Annotated in this window: 21 protein-coding genes and 1 pseudogene; all 22 read left to right on the top strand. The window is 48.3% G+C overall.

Annotated elements, in window-relative coordinates; translation table 11 throughout:
- On the top strand, positions 1-405 hold a 405-nt coding region (metG, locus tag Q0135_RS03075), incomplete at its 5' end, for a methionine--tRNA ligase subunit beta (protein ID WP_297988142.1).
- 2 nt (positions 406-407) lie between these two features.
- Entirely contained in the window at positions 408-1,238 is an 831-nt protein-coding gene (locus Q0135_RS03070; RefSeq protein WP_297988141.1) for a hypothetical protein, read from the top strand.
- Positions 1,238-2,227, top strand: a complete 990-nt coding sequence (locus Q0135_RS03065) for a hypothetical protein (protein WP_297988140.1) — start codon at positions 1,238-1,240, stop codon at positions 2,225-2,227. Before Q0135_RS03070 ends, Q0135_RS03065 begins: the two co-directional genes overlap by 1 nt.
- 9 nt (positions 2,228-2,236) lie before the next feature.
- Positions 2,237-4,072 carry a menaquinone biosynthesis decarboxylase gene (locus tag Q0135_RS03060; RefSeq protein ID WP_297988139.1) on the top strand — a complete coding sequence of 612 codons (1,836 nt, stop codon included), beginning with the start codon at positions 2,237-2,239 and terminating at the stop codon, positions 4,070-4,072.
- A gap of 321 nt (positions 4,073-4,393) precedes the next feature.
- The gene (locus Q0135_RS03055) at positions 4,394-5,635 is read left to right on the top strand and encodes an ArsS family sensor histidine kinase (RefSeq protein ID WP_297988137.1); all 1,242 of its coding nucleotides are present in this window, start codon (positions 4,394-4,396) and stop codon (positions 5,633-5,635) included.
- A 50-nt stretch (positions 5,636-5,685) separates the two neighbouring features.
- A complete protein-coding gene (locus tag Q0135_RS03050; RefSeq protein WP_295152060.1) occupies positions 5,686-6,078 on the top strand; it encodes a cytochrome C oxidase subunit III in 393 nt (130 codons plus the stop codon).
- The gene (gene hemL / locus Q0135_RS03045) at positions 6,075-7,346 is read left to right on the top strand and encodes a glutamate-1-semialdehyde 2,1-aminomutase (RefSeq protein ID WP_297988135.1); all 1,272 of its coding nucleotides are present in this window, start codon (positions 6,075-6,077) and stop codon (positions 7,344-7,346) included. The genes Q0135_RS03050 and hemL overlap by 4 nt, the downstream gene beginning before the upstream one ends.
- 31 nt (positions 7,347-7,377) lie before the next feature.
- A complete protein-coding gene (locus Q0135_RS03040) occupies positions 7,378-7,677 on the top strand; it encodes an AtpZ/AtpI family protein (protein ID WP_297988133.1) in 300 nt (99 codons plus the stop codon).
- On the top strand, positions 7,674-8,876 hold the full coding sequence (locus Q0135_RS03035) for a hypothetical protein (RefSeq protein ID WP_297988131.1): 1,203 nt from the start codon (positions 7,674-7,676) through the stop codon (positions 8,874-8,876). Before Q0135_RS03040 ends, Q0135_RS03035 begins: the two co-directional genes overlap by 4 nt.
- Before the next feature lie 353 nt (positions 8,877-9,229).
- Positions 9,230-10,282: pseudogene (locus tag Q0135_RS03030) on the top strand (quinone-dependent dihydroorotate dehydrogenase); the annotation flags it as partial.
- A 989-nt stretch (positions 10,283-11,271) separates the two neighbouring features.
- Entirely contained in the window at positions 11,272-12,525 is a 1,254-nt protein-coding gene (locus Q0135_RS03025) for a pitrilysin family protein (RefSeq protein ID WP_297988129.1), read from the top strand.
- Positions 12,518-13,414 (top strand): 4-hydroxy-tetrahydrodipicolinate synthase, encoded by an 897-nt coding sequence (dapA, locus tag Q0135_RS03020; RefSeq protein ID WP_297988127.1) that lies wholly within the window; start codon positions 12,518-12,520, stop codon positions 13,412-13,414. The genes Q0135_RS03025 and dapA overlap by 8 nt, the downstream gene beginning before the upstream one ends.
- Positions 13,415-14,194: an enoyl-ACP reductase gene (locus Q0135_RS03015; protein ID WP_297880388.1), complete on the top strand. Its 780-nt coding sequence runs from the start codon at positions 13,415-13,417 to the stop codon at positions 14,192-14,194.
- Positions 14,191-14,748 carry a CDP-diacylglycerol--glycerol-3-phosphate 3-phosphatidyltransferase gene (gene pgsA / locus Q0135_RS03010; RefSeq protein WP_297942200.1) on the top strand — a complete coding sequence of 186 codons (558 nt, stop codon included), beginning with the start codon at positions 14,191-14,193 and terminating at the stop codon, positions 14,746-14,748. The genes Q0135_RS03015 and pgsA overlap by 4 nt, the downstream gene beginning before the upstream one ends.
- A gap of 153 nt (positions 14,749-14,901) precedes the next feature.
- Entirely contained in the window at positions 14,902-16,692 is a 1,791-nt protein-coding gene (locus Q0135_RS03005; protein ID WP_297988125.1) for an N-6 DNA methylase, read from the top strand.
- Between the two features lies 1 nt (position 16,693).
- A complete protein-coding gene (locus Q0135_RS03000; protein WP_297988123.1) occupies positions 16,694-17,467 on the top strand; it encodes a restriction endonuclease subunit S in 774 nt (257 codons plus the stop codon).
- Positions 17,468-17,504: 37 nt separating this feature from the next.
- Positions 17,505-17,819: a hypothetical protein gene (locus Q0135_RS02995; protein ID WP_297988121.1), complete on the top strand. Its 315-nt coding sequence runs from the start codon at positions 17,505-17,507 to the stop codon at positions 17,817-17,819.
- 129 nt (positions 17,820-17,948) lie between these two features.
- Positions 17,949-19,064: an RIP metalloprotease RseP gene (gene rseP / locus Q0135_RS02990; protein ID WP_297988119.1), complete on the top strand. Its 1,116-nt coding sequence runs from the start codon at positions 17,949-17,951 to the stop codon at positions 19,062-19,064.
- Positions 19,061-19,699: a YggS family pyridoxal phosphate-dependent enzyme gene (locus Q0135_RS02985; RefSeq protein ID WP_297988118.1), complete on the top strand. Its 639-nt coding sequence runs from the start codon at positions 19,061-19,063 to the stop codon at positions 19,697-19,699. The genes rseP and Q0135_RS02985 overlap by 4 nt, the downstream gene beginning before the upstream one ends.
- A 349-nt stretch (positions 19,700-20,048) precedes the next feature.
- On the top strand, positions 20,049-20,315 hold the full coding sequence (locus Q0135_RS02980; RefSeq protein WP_297988116.1) for an ABC transporter ATP-binding protein: 267 nt from the start codon (positions 20,049-20,051) through the stop codon (positions 20,313-20,315).
- A 340-nt stretch (positions 20,316-20,655) separates the two neighbouring features.
- The gene (locus tag Q0135_RS02975) at positions 20,656-21,195 is read left to right on the top strand and encodes a hypothetical protein (protein ID WP_297988114.1); all 540 of its coding nucleotides are present in this window, start codon (positions 20,656-20,658) and stop codon (positions 21,193-21,195) included.
- Complete coding sequence (locus Q0135_RS02970) at positions 21,188-21,721, top strand: hypothetical protein (protein ID WP_297988113.1); 534 nt, start codon at positions 21,188-21,190, stop codon at positions 21,719-21,721. Before Q0135_RS02975 ends, Q0135_RS02970 begins: the two co-directional genes overlap by 8 nt.
- Positions 21,722-21,753 lie beyond the last annotated feature (32 nt).

Below are 21,753 nucleotides of genomic sequence, written 5' to 3'. Positions count from 1 at the left end.
GCAAAAGGCGCACCAAGCTTAAACGCAAACGCTTCCGGCTCGGGCGCTACGGCGCAAGAAGCCAAAGGCGAGACAACCGAAGCCCAAATCAAAATAGACGATTTTAAAAAATGCGTTATAAAAGTCGGCACGATTTTGGAGTGCGAAAACATTGAAGGCAGCGAGAAGTTGTTGCGATTTATGATCGATTTAGGCGAGGAGAGGCCGCGCCAAATCATCAGCGGTATCGCGAAATTTTACGATCCCGCCGCGCTTGTCGGCAAGCAGATCTGCGTGCTGGCAAATTTAAAACCCGCTAAAATTTTTAAACATAGCAGCGAGGGTATGATTTTAAGCGCCGAGGACGGCAGCCTTACGCTGCTTAGCACTCTCGCGCCCGTAAAAAACGGCGCGATCGTAGGTTAGCGATGAGGGCTTTAGCGCGCAAGGCTTCGAAGCTCGCTATCTACGGCGCGGCTGGGCTCTGTGCGCAAAAAAGCAGCGCTTCGGATAAAATTTTAAAGCTTTGTCGCAGCTGCGGTTTTGCCGCAAAGATTGGCGCGGGCGGGCTTGTATGCGCCACGCCTTTGGCGCTGAAGCTCGGCGCGGGGGTTGTTTTAAAATTTGCGGCACGTAAAATTTTAACGCTAGGCGTTTGCGAGCTGTCGAAGTCCGCCGCTTTAAAATGTGTAAAACTCGGCGCGCGCACGGTTGTGCGCTCGTTTTCACGCACCGATAAATTTACAGGCGAGCGCACGAAAAAATATGCGAGCGCGGATGGCGAGAGCTCTAAAGCAAGCGCCTCGTCGCGTAGAAAGCGCACGGCAGGTCTTTCTAGCGCGAGCATTCAAAAGGACGCCTCGCTTTCCAAATTCGATTCCGCTAAAAAAAATACAGCGACAAAAAGCGTGCCCGCAAAAAGATCTCCGCTCGCTAAAAAACCTGTACCTATCGCAAAAACCGCATCGACTGCCAAAAGTATCGCAGCAAGTGTAGCCTCTACATCCACAGCAAAATCCGCGTCCGTAAAAAGCGCCGCGCAAAATAAAATTTCCGCAGCTAGCGCAAAATCGGCAGCGGCTAAAAGTGCCTCTCAGAACGTAAAATCTCGCCGCATCGCAAAAGATACTGCTATGCTTGCCGTAATCGCCGCAAAAGACACCGTCGCGCCTGGCGCAACCTCCGCATCTACCGCAAAGCAGCTGCACCGCGCCGCAAAGAGCACGCCCTTTAAAAGCTCTGCCGCAGGAAAGTCGTGATGGTAAATTTATTAAATTTAACCCGTATCGTAAACGGAACGATGCTAAATAATCCCGCGATCTCCGCTGTCGAGAGCTTTGCGATCGAGCCTGCAAAGGTTGCGAAAAAAGGCGCTTTCATAGCACTTGGCGCAAACGAGCGCGACGTGCGCACCGCGATCGATAACGGCGCATACGCGATCATTTTCGATAACAATTTCAAGCCGCTTAACGACGAGATTGCCTTTATTAAGGTCGAAAATTTATGCTCGGCGCTCGTGCGGCTGATAAAATTTTTGGGCGAGATATGGCGGCACGGCTTCGTGTTGATAAACGGGGTGCAAAGCGAGATCCTGCGCTACACGAGCGTGCCGAAAAATTTGATGTTTGCGCCGCGCAGCAAGGGCGAGCTTTTCATCAGCCTGCTGAATGCCAAAGAGAAAAATACCTACTTCACCACCGACGCCGAGCTTTTGCAAAGCCTCGGTATCTCGCCTGCCACGATCCCTGCGAGCGACGATTTTAGGCTGCTTTACGGCGGCTCGATATTTTACAGCAGCTTCGTTTTCGGCGGGCTTTATTATTCAAACTTAATCTTTCCGCAGCTGTTTTTGCCCGAGCTATGCGGTGTGATCGAGTATCTCTCGCGCAAAAACATACCCTTTAAATTTCAAAGCTTAAGTGCATTCGGCCATTTCGAACCGATTTTTGTGGATAGATTTTTTAACGTTAGCTCGCTTGGCGGAAGCTACCGCGCCTTTATCGCCGAGAGCGATCCTGAGCTTTTTGCGCGCGAGGCGGAGTTTTTGTGCGCAAAATTCCGCGAGAAAATTATCGTCTGCGCTAGCTGGGAGGATCGCCTAGACGGCGTTAAGATCGACTTTCGCTTCAATAAGCTAAGCGCGCTAAAGAGCCTGCCTGAGTTTCACTACGCGCTGGTTTTTGCGGAGAAGAGCGCGATCTTGCAGCTTCTAAATCAAAAACCGCAAGAAAAAAATCTATTTTTTTAAAGGCAGCGGATGCAGAGCTTTGATGAAATTTTAAACGGAAATTTTTGGATAAAGAGGCTTTACAAAAACGGGCTATTGCGCGAGGTAAAGGAGCAGATCAGCACCGAGCTTGAGATCGCGCACGCAAGCTACATCGAGGTCAAAAGGGAGCGCTCGCAGGCGCTGCTTTTTACGAACGTGCGAAACGCGCAGGGCAAACAGATGCCACCAGTGCTAAGCAATATTTTCGGCTCATCTTCTGCGTTAAATTTAATCCTCGGTCGCGAACCTGACGAGATCGCCGCCGAGATTGAAAGCCTGCTAAAGCCGAAGCGTCCACAAAACTTCGGCGAAAAGCTTGATTTCTTGGCGCACTTAATCTCGCTGCGTAAAATTTTTGTCAAGCGCCTTAGCGGTCGCGGCGAGTGCCAGCAGGTCGCGCATCTGGGTGCTGACGTCGATTTGGGCGAGCTTCCCGTGCTTAAGACCTGGGAGGGTGACGGCGGCGCGTTCATCACGATGGGGCAGGTTTATACGAAGGATCTAAACTCGCAAACGCAAAATCTCGGCATGTATCGTCTGCAAATTTACGGGCGCGACCGCCTGGGGATGCATTGGCAGATACACAAAGACGGCGCGGGCTTTTTCGACGAATACCGCAAAGCGGGGCGCAAGATGCCCGTATCCGTGGCGATCGGCGGCGATCCGCTCTATATCTGGTGCGGTCAGGCGCCGCTGCCGAAGGGGATTTTTGAACTGCTGCTTTACGGCTTCATCCGCCGCAGCCCCGCTCGCCTCGTAAAATCGCTTACGAATGAAATTTACGTTCCAGAGGGTGCGGACTACGTGATCGAGGGCTTTGTCGATCCCGCAGTAAGCGAGCCGGAGGGACCTTTCGGCGATCACACCGGATATTACACGCCGGTAGAGCCATTCCCGGTGATGGAGGTTAGCGCGATCACGCACAAGCGCGCGCCCGTATTTCACGCCACCGTCGTAGGCAAGCCGCCGCTTGAGGATAAATTTATGGGGTACGCGACCGAGCGGATCTTCTTGCCGCTGTTTCGCACGAGCGCGCCCGATCTGATCGATTATAAAATGCCCGAAAACGGCGTATTTCACAATCTGATTTTGGCTAAGATCGCCGTGCGCTACCCCGCTGCTGCCAAACAGATCATGCACGCGTTTTGGGGCGTGGGGCAGATGAGCTTCGTAAAACACGCCGTTTTCGTGCCGCAAGACGCGCCGAGCTTAGATGAGTACGAGGCGCTTACGAAGTACGTCCTAAACCGCATAGGCGCGCGCAGCCTCGTTTTTAGCGAGGGTGTGTGCGATCAGCTCGATCACGCAAGCCCGAACTCCTGCTTCGGCGGCAAGCTCGGCATCGATGCGACGACTGATTTAAGCTCGCAGGCGCCGCAAATTTTAAGCGACGAGGAGCTGCTAGCTAAATTTCAAAGCGAAGAGTCCGCTATTTTGGCGCTTAAGCAGCACTTTTGCGATACGAAAAACCCGCTCGTGCTGATAAACATAGACAAAAAAGAGCTCGTGGAGCGGAGCTGGCGGCGGCTTTTGAAATTTAGCGAGAATTTTAAAATTTTGATTTTTACAGACGCGGGGAATGACGCGAGCAACCTCTATATGAGCGTTTGGCGCATCGTAAATAGCATCGATGCGCTACGCGACGTGTTCGTGACGCAGGACGATCGCATCTGCATCGACGCTACGAGCAAGCACGAATGGGAGGGTTATACGCGCAGGTGGCCGCAGGAGACGCTTTGCAGCCGCGAAGTCGTGGCAAGCCTCATAGAGCGCGGTATCGTGCAGGATGAGCCTGAGCTATTTAAGAAATTTGAAATTTTTTGAGGGCGCGGGGCGGAATTTCGCACGGATTTGAAATTTTAAAATTTAGCTTTGGTTTTAAGGGCTGCACATTAAATTTAAAATAAATTTATTTGAATTTATGTGTTTAAGCGGTGAAATTTTGTAAAATTTTCAATGGTAGAAATAGCAAAATTTTTAAAATCTTTATAAAATTTGCAATAGCTAGATTTAGGAAGTATAAACGTATTGCGTATTTAGGATATGCCACAAATCCGAAGTCGGACGGGTTCGTGCGCCAAAGCAAAGAAAGCCAGCAGCTTAAAAGCTTTGAAATTTTAAAAATTTAAGGATCGTATAAATTTAATGAAAGTAAGATCGTCGATTTTTTACACCATCACGTTCATCTTCGCGCTCGCTGCCGTGGGCGTTTCGCTCGCTCTACTCTGGCTCATTGGCTACGATCAGCAAAACTACACCCGCGAGCTAAACTCCAAATACTCCATCGTTGCGCGCGCGAACCTATATCAGATGAGTAAGCTCATCAGCGATGTCGAATACGAACGGCAGGTCGCGAATTTCGAGTTTTCGACTATCCGCGATGAAGCCAAGCGCGATGAGATCATCAAAGGCGCTGAAATTTTAGATAGCATCTCCGCAGACATCGGCTCTGCTGATATCCTGCTTTTTAAACGTAAGCACTACCTAAAGATTACTCACGCTGGCGAGACGCGGCTTTTAAACGACAAGGATTATCAGCCTTACCGCTACGATATTTTCAAAGCGATCTACGGCGTCATTTTGGCGATCATCCTGCTTGCGTATATATTTATCATCCGCAAAATTCGCCCCCTTCGCAAGCTCAAACGCCAGATCGATAAATTTGCTAAAGGCGATCTTCAGATCAAGGACGTAAGCGTAGGAAACGACGAAATTTCCGAGGTTTCGCACGCATTTTACGAGGCGGTCACGCAGATAAACAAGCTTAACGAATCGCGCCATCTGTTTTTGCGAAACATAATGCACGAGCTCAAAACTCCCATCACAAAGGGTCGCATCGCCGTCGAGATGATCGAGCACGGTAAAAATCAGGAGCGTCTCATCTCGGTCTTTGAGCGGCTGGAGAGTCTAATCAACGAATTTGCGGCAGTCGAGCGCGCGACTGCGGGCACGGCGCTAGTCGAACGAGGAATTTTTCCCATGGATGAAATTTTAAAAGAAGCGCTCGGCATCGCGATGATCGAGCCCGGCTGCGTCACGCTGGAAAATCCGCTAGGCCTAAGCTTAAACGTCGATCTGAAGCTCTTTTGCGTCGCGGTGAAAAATTTAATCGACAACGCCGTAAAATACGCCGCAGACGGTAAAATTTTAATCCGCCTAAATGCCGAAACGATGGACTTCATAACGCTCGGCGAGCCGCTGCAGAAGGACTTTAGCTACTACAAAGAGGCCTTCGTCAAGGGCACGAACGCCAAGCAAAGCTTCGGTCTCGGGCTTTACATCGTCGATAATATCGCCAAGGCGCACGGACTAAAATTCCTCTACCGCAGGCAGGACGATCTAAACGTCTTTTATTTCGAGGGGATCGAAAAGATAGCTGCGTTATGAAATTTAAGCACATTTTTTATATTATTGCGCCAAAAATTCGAAACGAGAAGATGCGAAATTTCATATTTTTAGCGCTGTTTTTAAACGCGACCATATTTTTTCTACCTCGCGGCGCACAAGCCGAGAGCTTTATCACCGATGAGGAGTACGGCGCGATGCTGTATAAAAACCCCCGCGGCATCGGCTGCGACAAGTGCCACGGCGAAAAGGGAGAGGGCTCGCTGATCGCGACGTATAAAGAATTTAACCGCACCGCGGGCGCCTACTACGAGCGCGCCCTAAACGCGCCGCCGATCAACAATCTCTCGCTTCAGGAGCTCGCCGACGGGATCAGCAGCTCGCGCGACGTGATGCCGAGCTACTTCCTGACGCAAAATGAGATCATCATCATCTACAAATATATAAAATCGATAAATCAACCCAAAAAGAAGGAGAAAAAATGAATAATCACGACGAATTTTTAGCGGCGCTTAAACTTATCCCGGGCGGCGTAGATTCGCCGGTGCGAGCATTCGGCAACGTTGGCGGCGAGCCTTTTATGGTGGATCGCGGCGAGGGCTCGTACATCTACGACGTCGAGGGCAAAAAATATCTCGACTTCGTGCAGAGCTGGGGCCCGCTCATCTTCGGTCACGCAGATGCAGACATCGAGCGCGCCGTCGTGCAAACCGCCAAAAAAGGGCTAAGTTTCGGCGCATCCAGCCCGCTTGAGACGCAGCTTGCCTCGCTCGTGCTAAAAAATTTCGATTTCCTAGATAAGATCCGCTTTACCAGCAGCGGCACGGAAGCTACGATGAGCGCGATCCGTCTTGCGCGCGCCTTTAGCGGACGGGATAAAATTTTAAAATTTGAGGGCTGCTACCACGGTCATAGCGACAGCCTGCTCGTCAAAGCGGGCAGCGGCGCGAGCACCTTCGGTAACGCAAGCAGCGCGGGCGTGCCACAGGACGTCGCAAAAAACACCTACCTAGCCAGATACAACGACATACAAAGCGTAAAGGACGTCCTAGCGCAAAACGACATCGGCACGATCATCATCGAGCCTATCGCGGGGAATATGGGCTTGGTGCCGGCGGATCCCGAATTTTTAACCGAGCTTCGCGCGCTGTGCGACGAGAAAAAGATCGTGCTGATAATCGACGAGGTAATGAGCGGCTTTCGCGCGAGCGAGCTAGGCAGCTACGGCATCTACGGCGTCCGCGGCGATCTGGTAACCTTCGGCAAGGTCATCGGCGGCGGTATGAGCGTGGCGGCATTTGCGGGCAAGCGCGAAATTATGGATATGATAAGCCCGCTAGGAGCGGTATATCAAGCAGGCACGCTAAGCGGAAACCCCGTCGCAATGGCTGCGGGCATCGCCAGCCTAAGTAAAATTTACGCTAGCGGCGGCCTTTACGAAAGGCTCGGCGAGCTTGCGCGCAGGCTTACGGACGGGCTTTGCGCCATAGCGCAGCGCCGCGGCATCACGCTGCAAACCGCCTGCGTAGGCTCGATGTTCGGCTACTTTTTCGCAGACGAAGAGGTGCGCGACTACGACGGCGCCTTGCGAGCAGACACGGCGCGCTTTGCAAAATTTCACGGCGAGATGATTAAGCGCGGCGTATTTTTGGCGCCTAGTCAGTTTGAGACGGGCTTTATCTGCTCCAGCATGAACGAAGCGCAGATCGACTTTGCGCTAAACGCCGCGGACGAAGCGATGGCGGCGCTTTGAGGGCTGCATTTTAAATTTAATCGGATTTTAGATGAGAGTAACGAAAAATTTAAACAAAATCGTAAAGGGCGCCTGCGACATCAGCCTAGGCATCTCAATCGTCGTAGCGATCGGCATCGGCGTAGCGATCGGGCTTGGGCTGCGGCACCTCACGGGCTCGCTGCTTTTATTATGGTTCGGCATCGCTATCGGCATCGCGGCGGCATTTTTAAACGTTTACCGCGCGTGCAAGGCGCTAAATTCGAGCCTAAAGGAGCTTGAGAACGATCCGAAATACAAGGCGGATCCTAAAAATTTCGACGACGACGATGAATGGGATGAGCGAGATTGAATAGGCAGTTTTTGCTCATATACTGCGCGCTAAACGCGGCGTTTGTCCTGCTTGGGCTAGCGCTTTGCGGCGCAGGATTTTTCGGCCCGGGCTCTTTCGGCGTGCGGGCGCTTGCATGGCTTCTTAGCTTGGAGGCCGGATTTTTGGGCGCATTCGGCGCGGTATATTTTTCGTTTCGCGCTTACCGCAATAAAATAGAAGATGAGCTCAGAGCCGGCAAATACGATGAAATTTTGCGGCAAAGCTCTAAAAATTCCACCGGTTTTATGAACGACGAAACTTCCGCAAACGATGCGAATTCCGCAAGTAGCGGCGGCGAAAATCAGGGCGGCGCGGGCGGCAGCGATGAAATTTCATACGGCAAAATTTGCGGCGGTGAAATTTTAAAGAGCGAAAGCTTTAGGGGCGTAAATTCAGGCGCTGAAATTTCAAACGCGCAAAATTCCGAAGGCGCCGTAAATTTCACAAGCGGCGAGACCAGCACCGAAAACGGCGATAGTTGCGTCACGCACGATGAGACCGCCGCCGAGCGTGCTGCAAACTCCGCCGATATAAATTTTACTCGCAACTCAAATTTAGACGCCGAGCGCAGCAGAACCGCTGCCGGCGAGCGCGGCGTAAATTCTACCGAAGACGGCTGCGACGAAACCTTCGCTTGCGGCGCGACCGTTTTGGAACACGCCGTCGCCGATAAATTTAATATAAACGATGGTGCGGCTTGCGGCGATTTACACAGCGGTATAGACGACGAAGCTAGCGATAGTTCGCAAGACAATATAGGCGAACGTTGCTACGACTTTAAAAGCGGAGTGAGCAACGACCCGGGCGACGGCGTAGATAGAAGCAATCGTAGCGACGGCACAGATAGCGGTAATCGTGGCGGCGATATAGATAGCAGCGAGCCGGGCGACGGTACGAGCGATTTTGGGGGCGGGATTGGCGCCGCGCGCGACGAATCAAAGGATGGTTTAGAAGGCGCAGACGATTTTGAGGGAGAGCTTGAGCGGAGCGAAGTTCGGAGCAATTTTGCGGGGGCGTTTTTCTCTCCGTTTAAAATTCTGTCCTACGCGGCGCTCGTGGTGGCGATCTACCTGCTTGCCAAGCTGTCCTTGCTAAACCCGCTAGCGATTATCTTGGGCGTTACGATCATTCCTCTGGGCACGATGATCGCTGCCTTCGGCGGCAAAGACGCGCGCTAAAGCTCAAGCGGCGCGAATAGGACGCTTTAAATTTTAAAATTTAGCTTCAGCGGGATTGAGCGCAGTCAGGCGCAGGATAAAATCGCGGCGATGCCCGCCACCGCGAGCTGTGCCACAGACACCGCGCGTTTCGGCACGTACCAGGGCGGGCTAAATTTATAAAATTTACGCCGCGCATCTTTAGACTTCTGCGTAAATTTAAACCGCCCATTGCAAGCCGTAGAAATTTTACCGGCATTTCTCGCATAATTCTAAAACTAAATTTAACCGCCGCGAATTGCAATTCAGCGCGAAATCCTTATCTATATTTAATTAAATTTTAGCTACCATTATGCAAAATTTGAGGAAACATTATGAATTACGATACCTTGAAAAAAATCTTTTTTCTATTCGATCCCGAAACCGCTCACAAGATCGCAGAATTCGGACTTCGCGCGCTTTATGCGACTCCGGGCGGGCTTGAGGCTTTGGCAAAATTCGGCGTTTATAAAGATGAAATTTTAACTCAAAAGATATGGGATCTCAGCTTTGATAACCCCGTGGGTATCGCGGGCGGCTTCGACAAAAACGCCACGATGATCGCGCCGCTGGCTGCTCTTGGCTACGGACACATCGATTTTGGCACCTTTACGCCGCGTCCTCAAAGCGGCAATCTTAAGCCGCGACTTTTTCGCCTCGTTAGCGAGCAGAGTATTCAAAACGCGATGGGCTTTAACAACGAAGGCGCCGATATTATCGAGCATCGCGTGCGAAAAATTTATCCTTTTAAAATCCCGATCGCCGCAAATATCGGCAAAAACAAAGCCACTTCGAACGAGGACGCGCTAAGCGATTACGAAGCCTTGGGCCGCAAATTTAACGGGCTGTGCGATTTTTTCATCATCAACGTAAGCTCGCCGAACACCCCAAATCTGCGCGCTTTGCAAGAAAACAGCTTCATAAGCGAGCTGATCGGAGCGATGAAAAAGATCACGAACAGACCGCTCGTTTTAAAGCTGGCGCCCGATATGAGCGCGGCTCAGGCGATCGCGCTGTGCGAGTGCGCGGTGCAAAGCGGCGCAAGCGGCATCATCATAAACAACACCAGCGTTGATTATTCGCTAAGTCCCAATGCTAGGGACTTCGGAGGTCTAAGCGGCAGGCTGATCACCGAAAAATCGCGCGAGCTTTTCGCACAGGTCGCTCGCGAGCTCTTTGGCCGCACGATCCTAATCAGCTGCGGCGGCATAGACAGCGCACAGGAGGCCTACGAGCGCATCAAATCGGGCGCGAGCCTGGTTCAAATTTTTACCGCCTTTATCTTCAAAGGCCCGTTCGTCGCAAAATCGATCAACGAGGGGCTCGCGAAGCTTCTGCGCGCAGACGGCTTTAAAAACATCAGCGAGGCGGTCGGGGCGAATTTAAAAGATCGCGCGGGTGAAGGATACGGCATCAGAAATGATCTGGCGGAAAATCTCGACAACGGTGCGGATTTGTGCGCTTGCGAAGACAAAGAGGCGAGCGCTAAAACGGATGAAATTTCAAACGTAGCCAAAGGCGAGGAAACTAGCGAAATTTCAAACGCGCCCGAGAGCAAGGATGTGGACGAAATTTCTAACGACGGCGAAAGCAAAATTTTAAGCGCTCAAATGGGTGAAACTCTCGCCACTAAAACAGATGAAATTTTGGGCGCTCAAACAGACTCAAGCTCCGAAGCGGATGAAAATTCCGACGCTTCGGCAAATTTAAACGCCTTGGTAAGCGCAGATACCGCGACGGATCAAAGCTCAGCCGAACAAGGTAGCGCGGAGAACAAAATTTCCGAGGTTAAAAATACAAAACGAAGCAACGCAAAAAGCGAAAATTTAGAGGCTAAAAGCACAAAGCAAGGCGGCGCCGATGAGAAGCCAGATAAAATTTCAAAAAGGGCTTCCAAAAGCAATGCGGATCAAAAACAAAGTCAAATTTCAAAAAGCGGCATAAGCTCCAAACGCGGTAAAATTTCAAAAGACGCTACGCAAAAAGACGCTGCACAGAAGGACGTCATACAGGATAACGCCTCGCAGCAGAAAGATGCCGAAGCTAAAAATCTCTCGAAAAGCGATGCAAAAAGCGAGAATTTAGAGGTCAAAAACGCAAAACGAAGCGGCACGGCGAGCAAAACTGTCAAAACTAAAACCACGCCGAAAAATAAAACCGCAACTGAAGCTGCACTAAAAAACGACATAGAAAGTAAAAATTCTAAAACTAAAGCCGCGCCAAAAAACAGTGCGGAAAGCAAAAGCTCCGAGGCAAAAAACGTAAAACAAAGCGGCGCTAAAACTAAAAATGCCGAGGCCAAAGAGGCCAAAGAAGCGAGCGGTGCCCAAGACGCGGAGCAAAACTCAAGCAAAAAACGAAAGGCGAAAAAAGATTAATGTTTCCGAAATTTAAGAAAATCACGCTGCAAAACGGGCTTCAAATTTATCACATCCCGATGAATAAAGGCAGCGGCGTCATCAGCGTGGACGTGTTTTACAACGTCGGCTCGCGCGACGAGGTGATGGGCAAAAGCGGCATCGCGCACATGCTGGAGCATCTAAATTTTAAATCCACAAAAAATCGCAAGGCGGGTGAGTTCGACGCGATCGTAAAGGGTTTTGGCGGCGTAAATAACGCAAGCACGGGCTTTGATTACACGCACTACTTCATCAAGTGCGCGAGCTCAAATTTAGAGGTCTGCCTGGATCTTTACGCCGACATAATGCAAAACTTGAGCCTAAAAGACAAAGAATTTCAGCCCGAGCGCAAGGTCGTGCTCGAGGAGCGGCTGTGGCGCACCGATAACGATCCGTTCGGATACCTATTTTTCAGGCTCTATAACGCCGCGTTTTTGTACCATCCGTATCACTGGACGCCGATCGGCTTTCGCAAGGATATCGAAAACTGGAGCATCAAAGATATCAAGGAATTTCACGCTAAATTTTATCAGCCGCAAAACGCCGTGCTGCTGATCACCGGCGACATCGGCGAAAAGGCGGCGTTTGATGCAGCCAAAAAACACTTCGCGCCCGTAAAAAACAAAAGCGAAATTCCGCACCTTCACTGCACCGAGCCCGCGCAAGACGGCGAGAAGCTTAGTATTATTTACAAAAACAGCGAGGCGCAGATCGTGGCGGTCGCCTTTAAAATTCCGCCGTTTAACCACCCTGACGCCGCGGCGATCAAAGCGATGGATATATATCTTAGCGGCGGCAAGAGCTCGCTTTTGCAGCGCGTGCTAGTCGATGAGAAAAAGCTCGCCAATCAGATCAACATCTACGATATGAGCGGTAAGGACGAGAATTTATTTATAGTCTTTGCCGTTTGCAACCAGGGCGTAAGCGGCGAGGCGCTGAGAGATGAAATTTTGGCGCTGATCGAAAAAGCCAAAAAAGCTAAAATAAGCGATGATGATATGCTAAAGATCAAAAACACCCTAAGCAGCGATCTTATCTACTCCCTCGACAGCGCTAGCAAGGTAGCGCAGATGTACGGCAGCTACATCGTCCGCGGCGATCTGGACGCACTATTTAGGCTGGAGCGCGAGATCAAAAGTCTAGATAAAAGCGCAGTTAAAAAAGCGATGAAGACCTATCTAAACCTTAAAAGCTCCACAAGCATTATCTTACGAAAGGAAAACGATGAATAAAAATGTCATAATCGGCTCTATGACGGCGCTGATCACGCCTTTTAAAGAGGGCAAACTGGACGAGCAGACCTACGCTAAGCTCATCAAAAGACAGATCGCAAACGGCATAAGCGCGGTTGTGCCAGTAGGCACCACGGGCGAGAGCGCGACGCTGACGCACGACGAGCACCGCGTCTGTATCGAGATCGCCGTAGATGCGTGCAAGGGCACGGACGTCAAGGTGCTAGCGGGCGCGGGCAGCAACGCAACTCACGAAGCGATCGGGCTAGCGCAGTTTGCGCAAGCTCACGGCGCGGACGGAATTTTATCCGTAGCGCCCTACTACAACAAACCCACCCAAAAGGGACTCTATCTGCACTACAAGGCGATCGCGAGCTCGGTAGATCTGCCGGTGCTGCTCTACAATGTCCCCGGTCGCACCGGCTGCGACATAGCCGCAGATACGATCATCAAGCTTTTTAACGACTGCGAGAACATCTACGGCGTCAAAGAAGCCAGCGGCAGCATCGATAAATGCGTAGATCTGCTAGCGCACGAGCCGCGCCTTAGCGTGCTTAGCGGCGAGGATGCGATCAACTATCCGATCCTAAGCAACGGCGGCAAGGGCGTGATCTCGGTCACCGCAAATTTACTGCCCGATTACACGGCAAAGCTAACGAAATTTGCGCTGCAAAATGAGTTTTTAAAGGCCAAGCAGATCAACGACGATCTCTACGCGATCAATAAAATTTTATTCTGCGAGAGCAATCCGATCCCGATCAAAGCGGCGATGTATATCGCGGGCCTGACGCCGAGCTTGGAGTACCGCTTGCCGCTTTGCGAGCCGAGCGCGGAAAATCTCAAAAAAATAGAAAACGTAATGAAACAATACACTATCAAAGGATTTTAATTGACGAACGAATTTAAAGGAAAAACGCTAGTTATCAGCGGCGGCACGAGAGGCATAGGCAGGGCGATAGTTTTGGAATTCGCAGCTGCGGGGGCAAATATCGCTTTTACGTATAATTCCAATGAGGAGCTAGCGACTTCGCAAGCAGCCGATCTTGAGAAGGCTTACGGCATCAAGGCGCGCGCTTATGCGCTCAATATCTTAGAGCCCGAGACCTACAAGGAGCTCTTTGCCAAGATCGACGAGGATTTTGCGCGAGTGGATTTTTTCATCTCAAACGCCATCATTTCGGGTCGCGCAGTCGCGGGCGGATACACTAAATTTATGAGGCTAAAGCCGCGCGGTATCAACAATATCTTTACCGCGACCGTAAATGCCTTCGTCGTGGGCGCGCAAGAAGCGGCAAAGCGCATGGAGGCGGTAGGCGGCGGCTCGATCATCTCGCTTAGCTCCACGGGAAATTTAGTCTATATCGAAAACTACGCGGGTCACGGCACGGCAAAAGCCGCCGTCGAAGCGATGGCACGCTACGCCGCAACCGAACTCGGCGAGAAAAACATCCGCGTAAACGTAGTAAGCGGCGGACCGATCGAGACGGACGCGCTACGAGCCTTTACGAACTACGAAGAGGTGCGAGATAAAACCGCCGAACTTAGCCCGCTAGGACGCATGGGACAGCCACAGGATCTGGCGGGAGCATGTTTATTTCTATGCTCGAGCAAGGCTAGCTGGGTGACGGGGCACACCTTCATCGTCGACGGCGGAACGACCTTTAAATAATGCTAAATTTACCCAATATTTTAGCGAGCTTTCGCGTTGCGCTGGCGCCGCTGTTTTTCTGGCTGATCTTACTAGCTGGCCATGCGAACGGCGGCATGGTGGGCTCGGTGCACGTCAGCTGGATCGATTATTTCGCCGCGCTAGTCTTCGTCATCGCCTCCGTCACGGACTTTTTTGACGGATACATCGCGCGCTCTTGGAACCAAAAGACCAAGCTAGGCGCCATCATCGATCCGCTCGCCGATAAGATGCTTACGCTTGCGGGCTTTTTGGGGCTTATGTTTATCGGGCGCGCCAGTCCGTGGGCGATCTACTTAATCCTAATCCGCGAGTTTTTCATCACGGGGCTTCGCGTGGCGATGGCGGGCGACGGCGTAGAGGTCGCCGCGTCGATGGCGGGTAAGGTAAAAACAGTCTTTCAGATGATCGCTATCGGCTGGCTAACGATGCAGTGGCCCTATGCAAACGCCCTACTCTGGATCGCGGTTGCGCTGACGCTATATTCGGGCTTTGAATACATCGCAGCGTATGCTAAGGCTACGAAAAAGAGTTAAAATTTGGTTTAAATTTGGCATAAAATTTAAACCAAATGAGATATACTGAATCGCAAATTATGCGATCTTATCCTTGGGTGTATGTAGGATAAAAATCTACGTGCCGCTCATTTAGATTAATAGCAATATATCGGTAAAATAAGGAAAATTGTTATGATGTATGGGGCTTTGAGAATTAGCGAAGATGTGATTAGGCAAAATGCTGGAGCGTTACTAAAATTTCAAGATTCAAAATACGCTAAAAGTGGTGTCGAACAAATAACTACGTTTAATGAACTTGGTTTTAGCGGAGTTAATAAAAAGCCCGACGGTTGGTATTTTCCGCACGATATAAACGAGGTTGCCATAATTTTAGAGATCAAAGCCTATGAGCCAAATTCAAATCTGGATCAAAATTTACCGCAACTTCAAGAATATATAAACATAACAAGAAGCAAATACAATCAAGTAATAGGTATTTTATATAATGGCAACGAAGCAATAATTTATAAAAACGATAAATTTTATAGAGAAGATAGTGAGCTTTTTAGCAAAGATTACTATCTTAAGCTATTTACTCAGAGCAGTATAGATAAGCCTAAAATTTACTCATGTACTAAATCAATAAATGATAACCTACATATAAATTTTGGCATCAACAACCTAAAGCATAGGATGATTTTTACAGCTTGTGCTTTGGTGGCCGATAGAAAAGGCGCAAATTTAGCTGGTCTTAAAGGACGCGATTTCGCAACTCTGCAAAGCGAGATCATAAAAACTCTTGAAAGCTCTTATAGTGAGCAAAAGGCATTGAATTTAAAGCTAGACATCATAAAAGAGCAGTTTAATTTAATTAGTTTCAACTACACAAAAAATCAAAAAGCAATAGACGGCTTCATAGATGATGTTATCGCCATTTCGGGCTATATCAAAACCGACGCTTGGAACGGTGAAGACGTTATGGGAATTTTCTTTAACGAATTTACTCGCTATAAGGGCAAGAGCGAAGCGGGTCAAGTTTTTACGCCGGATCATATTACAAGCCTAATGTATCGTATCGCAAACGTAAGCTATAAAGATAAAATTTTAGACGCATGTTGCGGTAGCGGCGCATTTTTAGTAAAAGCCATGAATAATATGATAAACGAAGTCGGTGGAAATTTCAATGAAAGTGCGGTTAAAATTATACAAAATGATAGGCTTTTTGGAATAGAATTTGATAAAGAGCTATTTGCTCTAGCTTGTGCGAATATGTTAATCCATAAAGACGGGAAAACCAATTTGACTCATGACGATGCTAGAAGCGAGGCGGCCTGTGAATGGATAAAAAGCAAAAATATCACAAAAGTTTTGATGAATCCACCTTATGAAAATAAATTTGGTTGCTTAAAAATAGTAAAAAATGTACTTGATAATGTCGAAGATGGTGCAATTTGCGCATTTTTATTACCGAGTAATAAACTTGAAGTCGGCAAAAAGCAAGTTTCGAAATGGCTTAAAAAGCACTCTCTTTTGAAAATCATCAAACTTCCAAAAGAAATTTTTGCTCGTATGAAGGGTGCGAACGAAACGTCAATTTTTATATTTAAAGCACATGAACCACAAGGAAATAAAGAAATTTTCGGTTGCTATATAAAAGAAGATGGGTTAGAAACTGTTAAAAATCAAGGGTGTCATGACTTAAAAGGCAAATGGCAAGAACTTGAAGATTACTGGGTAGATGTGATATATAAGCAAAGCGGCGATGAAAGCTGCCAATGGATAAAGCCAAGCGAAAGTTTGCAATATAAAGTACCAGAACCTAAATTTGAAATAACCGAGCAAGATTTGAAAAAAGTCGTGCTTGATTATATGCTTTTTGAAAACGGTATCGATAAAAAGGAGTTTGAAAAAACTATTTTGGATAGCGTTTTATATGGAAGTGAGATAAATTTAGACGATGATGAGATAAAGATTAAGGTTTAAAGTGCAAAAATTTAAGAATTTTAAATTTAAAGAGATATTCGATCATATCGCGCAAGGTAAAAGATTAAAAATATCGGATCATATAAATGGCGATATTCCATTCGTTATGGCCGGATACATAAATAACGGAATTTGTGATTACATCTCTAATCAAGAGGCTAGACGATTTCCGGCCAATTCCATAACAATAGATATTTTTGGAAATTGTTTTTACCGAAAATATGAATTTGCTGCAGGAGATGATGTCGGCGTTTTTTGGAGTAATAAAGATATAAGCAATAAAGCTATGACGTATATTTGTGCCGTTATAGGCAAATCGCTATCGGGCAAATTCGGCTTCGGAAATAAACTAAGAGCCTCACAAACTTATGATTTTGAAATTTTATTACCCTCCAAAGATGAGCAAATAGACTTTGAATTTATGGATAATTACATTAAAAATATAGAAATTAAAATGCGAACTTTAATCTCATCTTATTCATTATTGACGGCGGCTTCGAGAGAGAGAGAGAGAGAGAATAAACCGCGCAGCGATTTTAGCCTTATTTTTAGTAAAAATTCTCACATTTCAAGCCTTATCAAAGAGGCTATCATACAAATGGCTAAAAGCCTTTTTGGTAAATTGGGCGTAAAATGGGGAGAATTTAGACTTGTAGATTTGTTTGATTATGAGCGTGGTTCAAGACTTACAAAGAATAATCGCAAAAGCGGAATTTATCCGCTAATAACAGCAGGCGAAACGAATTTGGGCGTTAAAGAATTTTATAAGCAATAAAAATCAAAAAATTTTTAATAATGCAATTACCATTGATATGTTTTGTAACTCCTTTGTCCATATTAAAGATTTTTGTTGCGACGATAATGTTCTTGTACTGACATCAAAAACCAAAGTATCTACTGAAGTCATGCATTTTATTAGTGCCATCATACATAAAAGTAAAGATAAATTTGGATACGGGCAACAATATAGACAAAATACTTTAGAAAAACATGTTATTTATTTACCGCTTGATGAGTTTAGCAATCCAAATTTTACTTTAATGGAAAATTTCATAAAAGAAATTAAACAAAATCACACGCAAAAATTAATTGATTATTACCTGCGTCTTGCTGATATTGCGGAATAAAAAATTTTAAATTCATATATTTTAAAAGCATGTTTATACCACCACTACGCTTTTAGATAATCTCTTTTATAAGCTTAAAATTTACAAAATCATAGTAAGCTTAGCCCATTTTTTACAAAGGTCTGAAATTTGAAAAGCATAATTTTAACGCTGGCGATCCTCGCGGTCGGATTTTATTTTTACTCGATAAATTTTATGGTCACGGTGCTGGCGATCAGCTTTCTCATCTTTTTCCACGAGCTGGGGCATTTTTTGGCGGCGCGGGCGCTGGGCGTGGGGGTGAACGTCTTTAGCGTGGGCTTCGGCGAGAAGGTCTTTACCAAGCGCATCGGCGCGACGCAGTACGCCATCAGCGCGATCCCTCTGGGAGGCTACGTGAGCCTTAAGGGGCAGGAGGATTTGGATCCCGCCGCAGTAAGCGCGGATCCTGATAGCTACAACTCCAAAGGCCCGATCGCGCGCATAATTATACTTTTTGCAGGACCGTTTTTTAACCTGCTGCTTGCGTTTTTGATCTACATCGCGCTGGGCTATATCGGCGTCGAAAAGCTCGCACCCAAGGTCGGCAAAATTTCGCCAGGCTCCGCCGCGGCAAGCGCAGGGATAATGCTAAACGATGAAATTTTATCAATCGACGGCAAGCGGATCCGCGAGTGGGACGACATCTCAAAGCAGGTAACCGCAGCGCCTCTAAGTTTGGAAATCATGCGCGGCGGCGAGCGGATGAGCCTACAGCTCACGCCGAAGCTCGGCGAGAAAAAAACCATCTGGCGCGAGAGCATCAGAGTGCCGCTCATCGGTATTTCGCCCGATTACAACGCGACCGTGACGCTATATCACAAGGGCGCTAGCTCGCTTAGCTTCGCGTGGGATCAGACGATGGAGGCATCAAAGCTCATCTTGGTAGGCCTCGAAAAGCTCGCCAGCGGCGTCGTTTCGCCAAAGGAGATGGGCGGCATCGTCGCTATTACGGACATCACTTCAAAGGCGGTCAATTACGGCGCGGCGGTCCTGCTCGCGCTCGTGGCGCTAATATCGGTAAATTTAGGGCTCATCAATCTCTTTCCGATCCCCGCGCTCGACGGCGGGCACATCGCATTTAATCTCTTTGAGCTCATCTTCCGCCGCCCCGTACCAAAGCGAGTATTTGTGGGTGCCAGCTACGTAGGAATGGGAATTTTGGCGCTTTTGATGATATTTACGGTGCTGAATGATTTCGCTAGAATTTTGGGATTTTACAAATGAGGCTGGATGAAATTTTAAAGCGCATTGAGGCTGCGAAAGCAGGCTCGGGCGAAGTGCAGCTAGTCGCGGTAAGCAAAAACGTAGGCACGGATGAGGTGCGCAAGCTGTATTCGCAAGGACAGATCGCATTCGGCGAAAACAGGGTGCAGGAGCTGAAGCGCAAAAGCGAGGCATTGCGCGAACTGCCGCTAAAGTGGCACTTCATCGGCACGCTGCAAAGCAACAAAATCAATCAGCTCATCGCTCTGCGCCCGACGCTGTGGCAGAGCTGCAACTCCTATGAACTCGCGCTTGCCGTGAATAAGCGGCTAACTTATCCGCTAGATACGCTGCTGGAGATCAACGCTGCGGGCGAGAGCTCCAAAACGGGGCTCGATAAAAACCGCGCGGTGGAGGAGTTTTTACGCATCAAGCAGGAGTGCAAAAATCTAAATTTAATCGGCGTGATGAGCATCGGCGCGCATGTGAGCGAGCCCGCACAGATCGCGCGAAGCTTCGAGGTGAGCCGCGAGATCTTTGATGCGCTCGTACCGCACGGCGCGCGGATCTGCTCGATGGGGATGAGCGATGATTTTGAGCTCGCGATCAAATGCGGCTCGAACATGATCCGCCTGGGTAGAATTTTATACGCCTAAGCGCCGAAGGACGGGTTTTATCGCGCGAACAAATTTTATACCGCTTTTATTAGGCGGCGCGTTTGATTTGTCGCGCGAGCTAAATTCGGCGCGTAACTTGAAATTTAGCGCAATGCTTGATTTTACGCGCCGTTTAAAATTTAGCGCGTTATTGAAATTTTACGCAGCGCAACAACACGGCATCAAATTTTAAACCTCGATAAAATTTTATTTGTAGCGATACAAATTTCAAAAAAGCGACGATATAAAATTCTAAGCGCAATCCGCATAAAGACAGAATCTTAAAAGGCGAAATTTCAAGCGGCGGCAGCTGGCGTATATCGTGCGCACGCTGGTTCAGGGCGCGAAAGTGATCTTTATGGACGAGCCTACAAACGGGCTGGATTTTGGCAATCAGATCAAGCTGCTCGAGATGATAAAAGCGCTGGGAGATGAGGGCTACACCTTCGTGCAGACGACGCACTACCCGCGGCATGCAAAATTCGTTTCAAGCTTGACGCTGTTTATAAAAGACGGCGAAATTTTAGCTTTCGGGCGCAGCGAGCAGCTCATAAACGCCGAAAATATCGATAAAATCTACGGCATAAACTACGAAAGATATGAGGATAGATTATAAATTTTACGGGCACGTAGCGCCGTTAAATTTAGCCGAATTGGGGTAAAATTGCGCGTATAGAATAACTTTTAGGCGGTAAACGGCGCACCCTATAAAACGCAAGCTTGCGAGTCGCGACTGCGGTAACGTAAGCGGCAAGCCGAATTGCTAGCGAGCAAAAACGTCTAAATTTAAACGATAAATTTAAAGGAAAATCATAACTCCGCGAGAGATATTTTTAAACGGCTGCGCCGAGATCGCGGCAAATTTCACGGACTTCAAGCCCACGCAAAAGGGGCAAAAACTAACGAAGCTCGCAAGCAACAAGGAGATTTTATTTGAAATTTATTTTAGTTCCAGCATGCGCAACTACGCCGGCAGCGTAAGCATCCTGCCGCAGATCGCGATCTACTGTAAGCGCCTAAAAAAGCTGATGCAAGAGGAGCTACCCTACTCGACCGACCTTGTTTTCGTATCGTATCTGAGCTATCTCACGCCGCGCAGGCAGTTTCGCGACTGGCAGCTCGCGGGCGCTAGCTTTGAGCCCAGCGTGCGGGAAATTAGCGCGGCTATCAAGGACTGCGCGCTGCCTATTTTTGAGCTTTTTGAGGACAAACAAAAGGCGGTGGAGTTTATGACGCAATGTGGGGCTAAATTTAACAAAAATCTAAGCGCCTTCGATCTGTACCCGATCTACTTTGTATATTATTTCGGCGGCAGGGACGCGGCGGAGGCGTTTTTTAACGTCTGCCTAAGCGATTGCACGCACAAAGGGCGATTTTATAAGCTTTACGAGGAGCTTGCAAACGGCGCGGAGGCGGATTTTAGCAGGAGTTTGTTTTGGGGCGATACGGAGGTGAAATTCGCATTTGTAAAAGGACTTAGAATTTTAAATGGCTGAAGCTTTAATTCAAATTTTAATCGTTATTTTTAGCGTCTTGCTTCTTGGCGGGATTGTTTGGACGCTCTTTTGCCGCAATACTCGCAAGCTTAGCCCACATCAGCTTGCCGCGATAGATGGGATAAGCGAAGCAAGCGCGGTAAAAAGGCTTTCCGTGAGGCCGTTTTTGTTCTGGCTGGAGCGGTTTTTTATCTCGTGCGAGAGCCTTTGGTTTGATCAGGATTTTATCTACGTTTTTGATGGACAGAAGCTCGCGGCGAGGTATAAATTTGAGCAAATTTTGGCGCTTGAAGTCACAAAAATACGGATAAATCATGCTAGGATTTGGCGGATCTGCTTCGCAGGCGGCGCGAGCGAACTTGAACGCGGCAGCACGAACGAGCCCGAGCGAGACGGCGAGCGAGAGTATAAATTTGTGCCCGCCGCTTCGATTTTTACGCCGAGCTTTAAAGAATTTTTGCAAATTTTACGCGAGAAAAACCGAGGCGTGATCAAGACGGAGTCTAGATTTTGGGAGACCGTTTAGCGAGGCAGAATTTTACAAAGCGAATTTACAAA

This window comes from uncultured Campylobacter sp. (assembly GCF_937981295.1).
In the GTDB taxonomy this organism is placed as follows: Bacteria; Campylobacterota; Campylobacteria; order Campylobacterales; family Campylobacteraceae; genus Campylobacter_B.
This window is presented reverse-complemented; position numbering and strand designations above follow the sequence as displayed.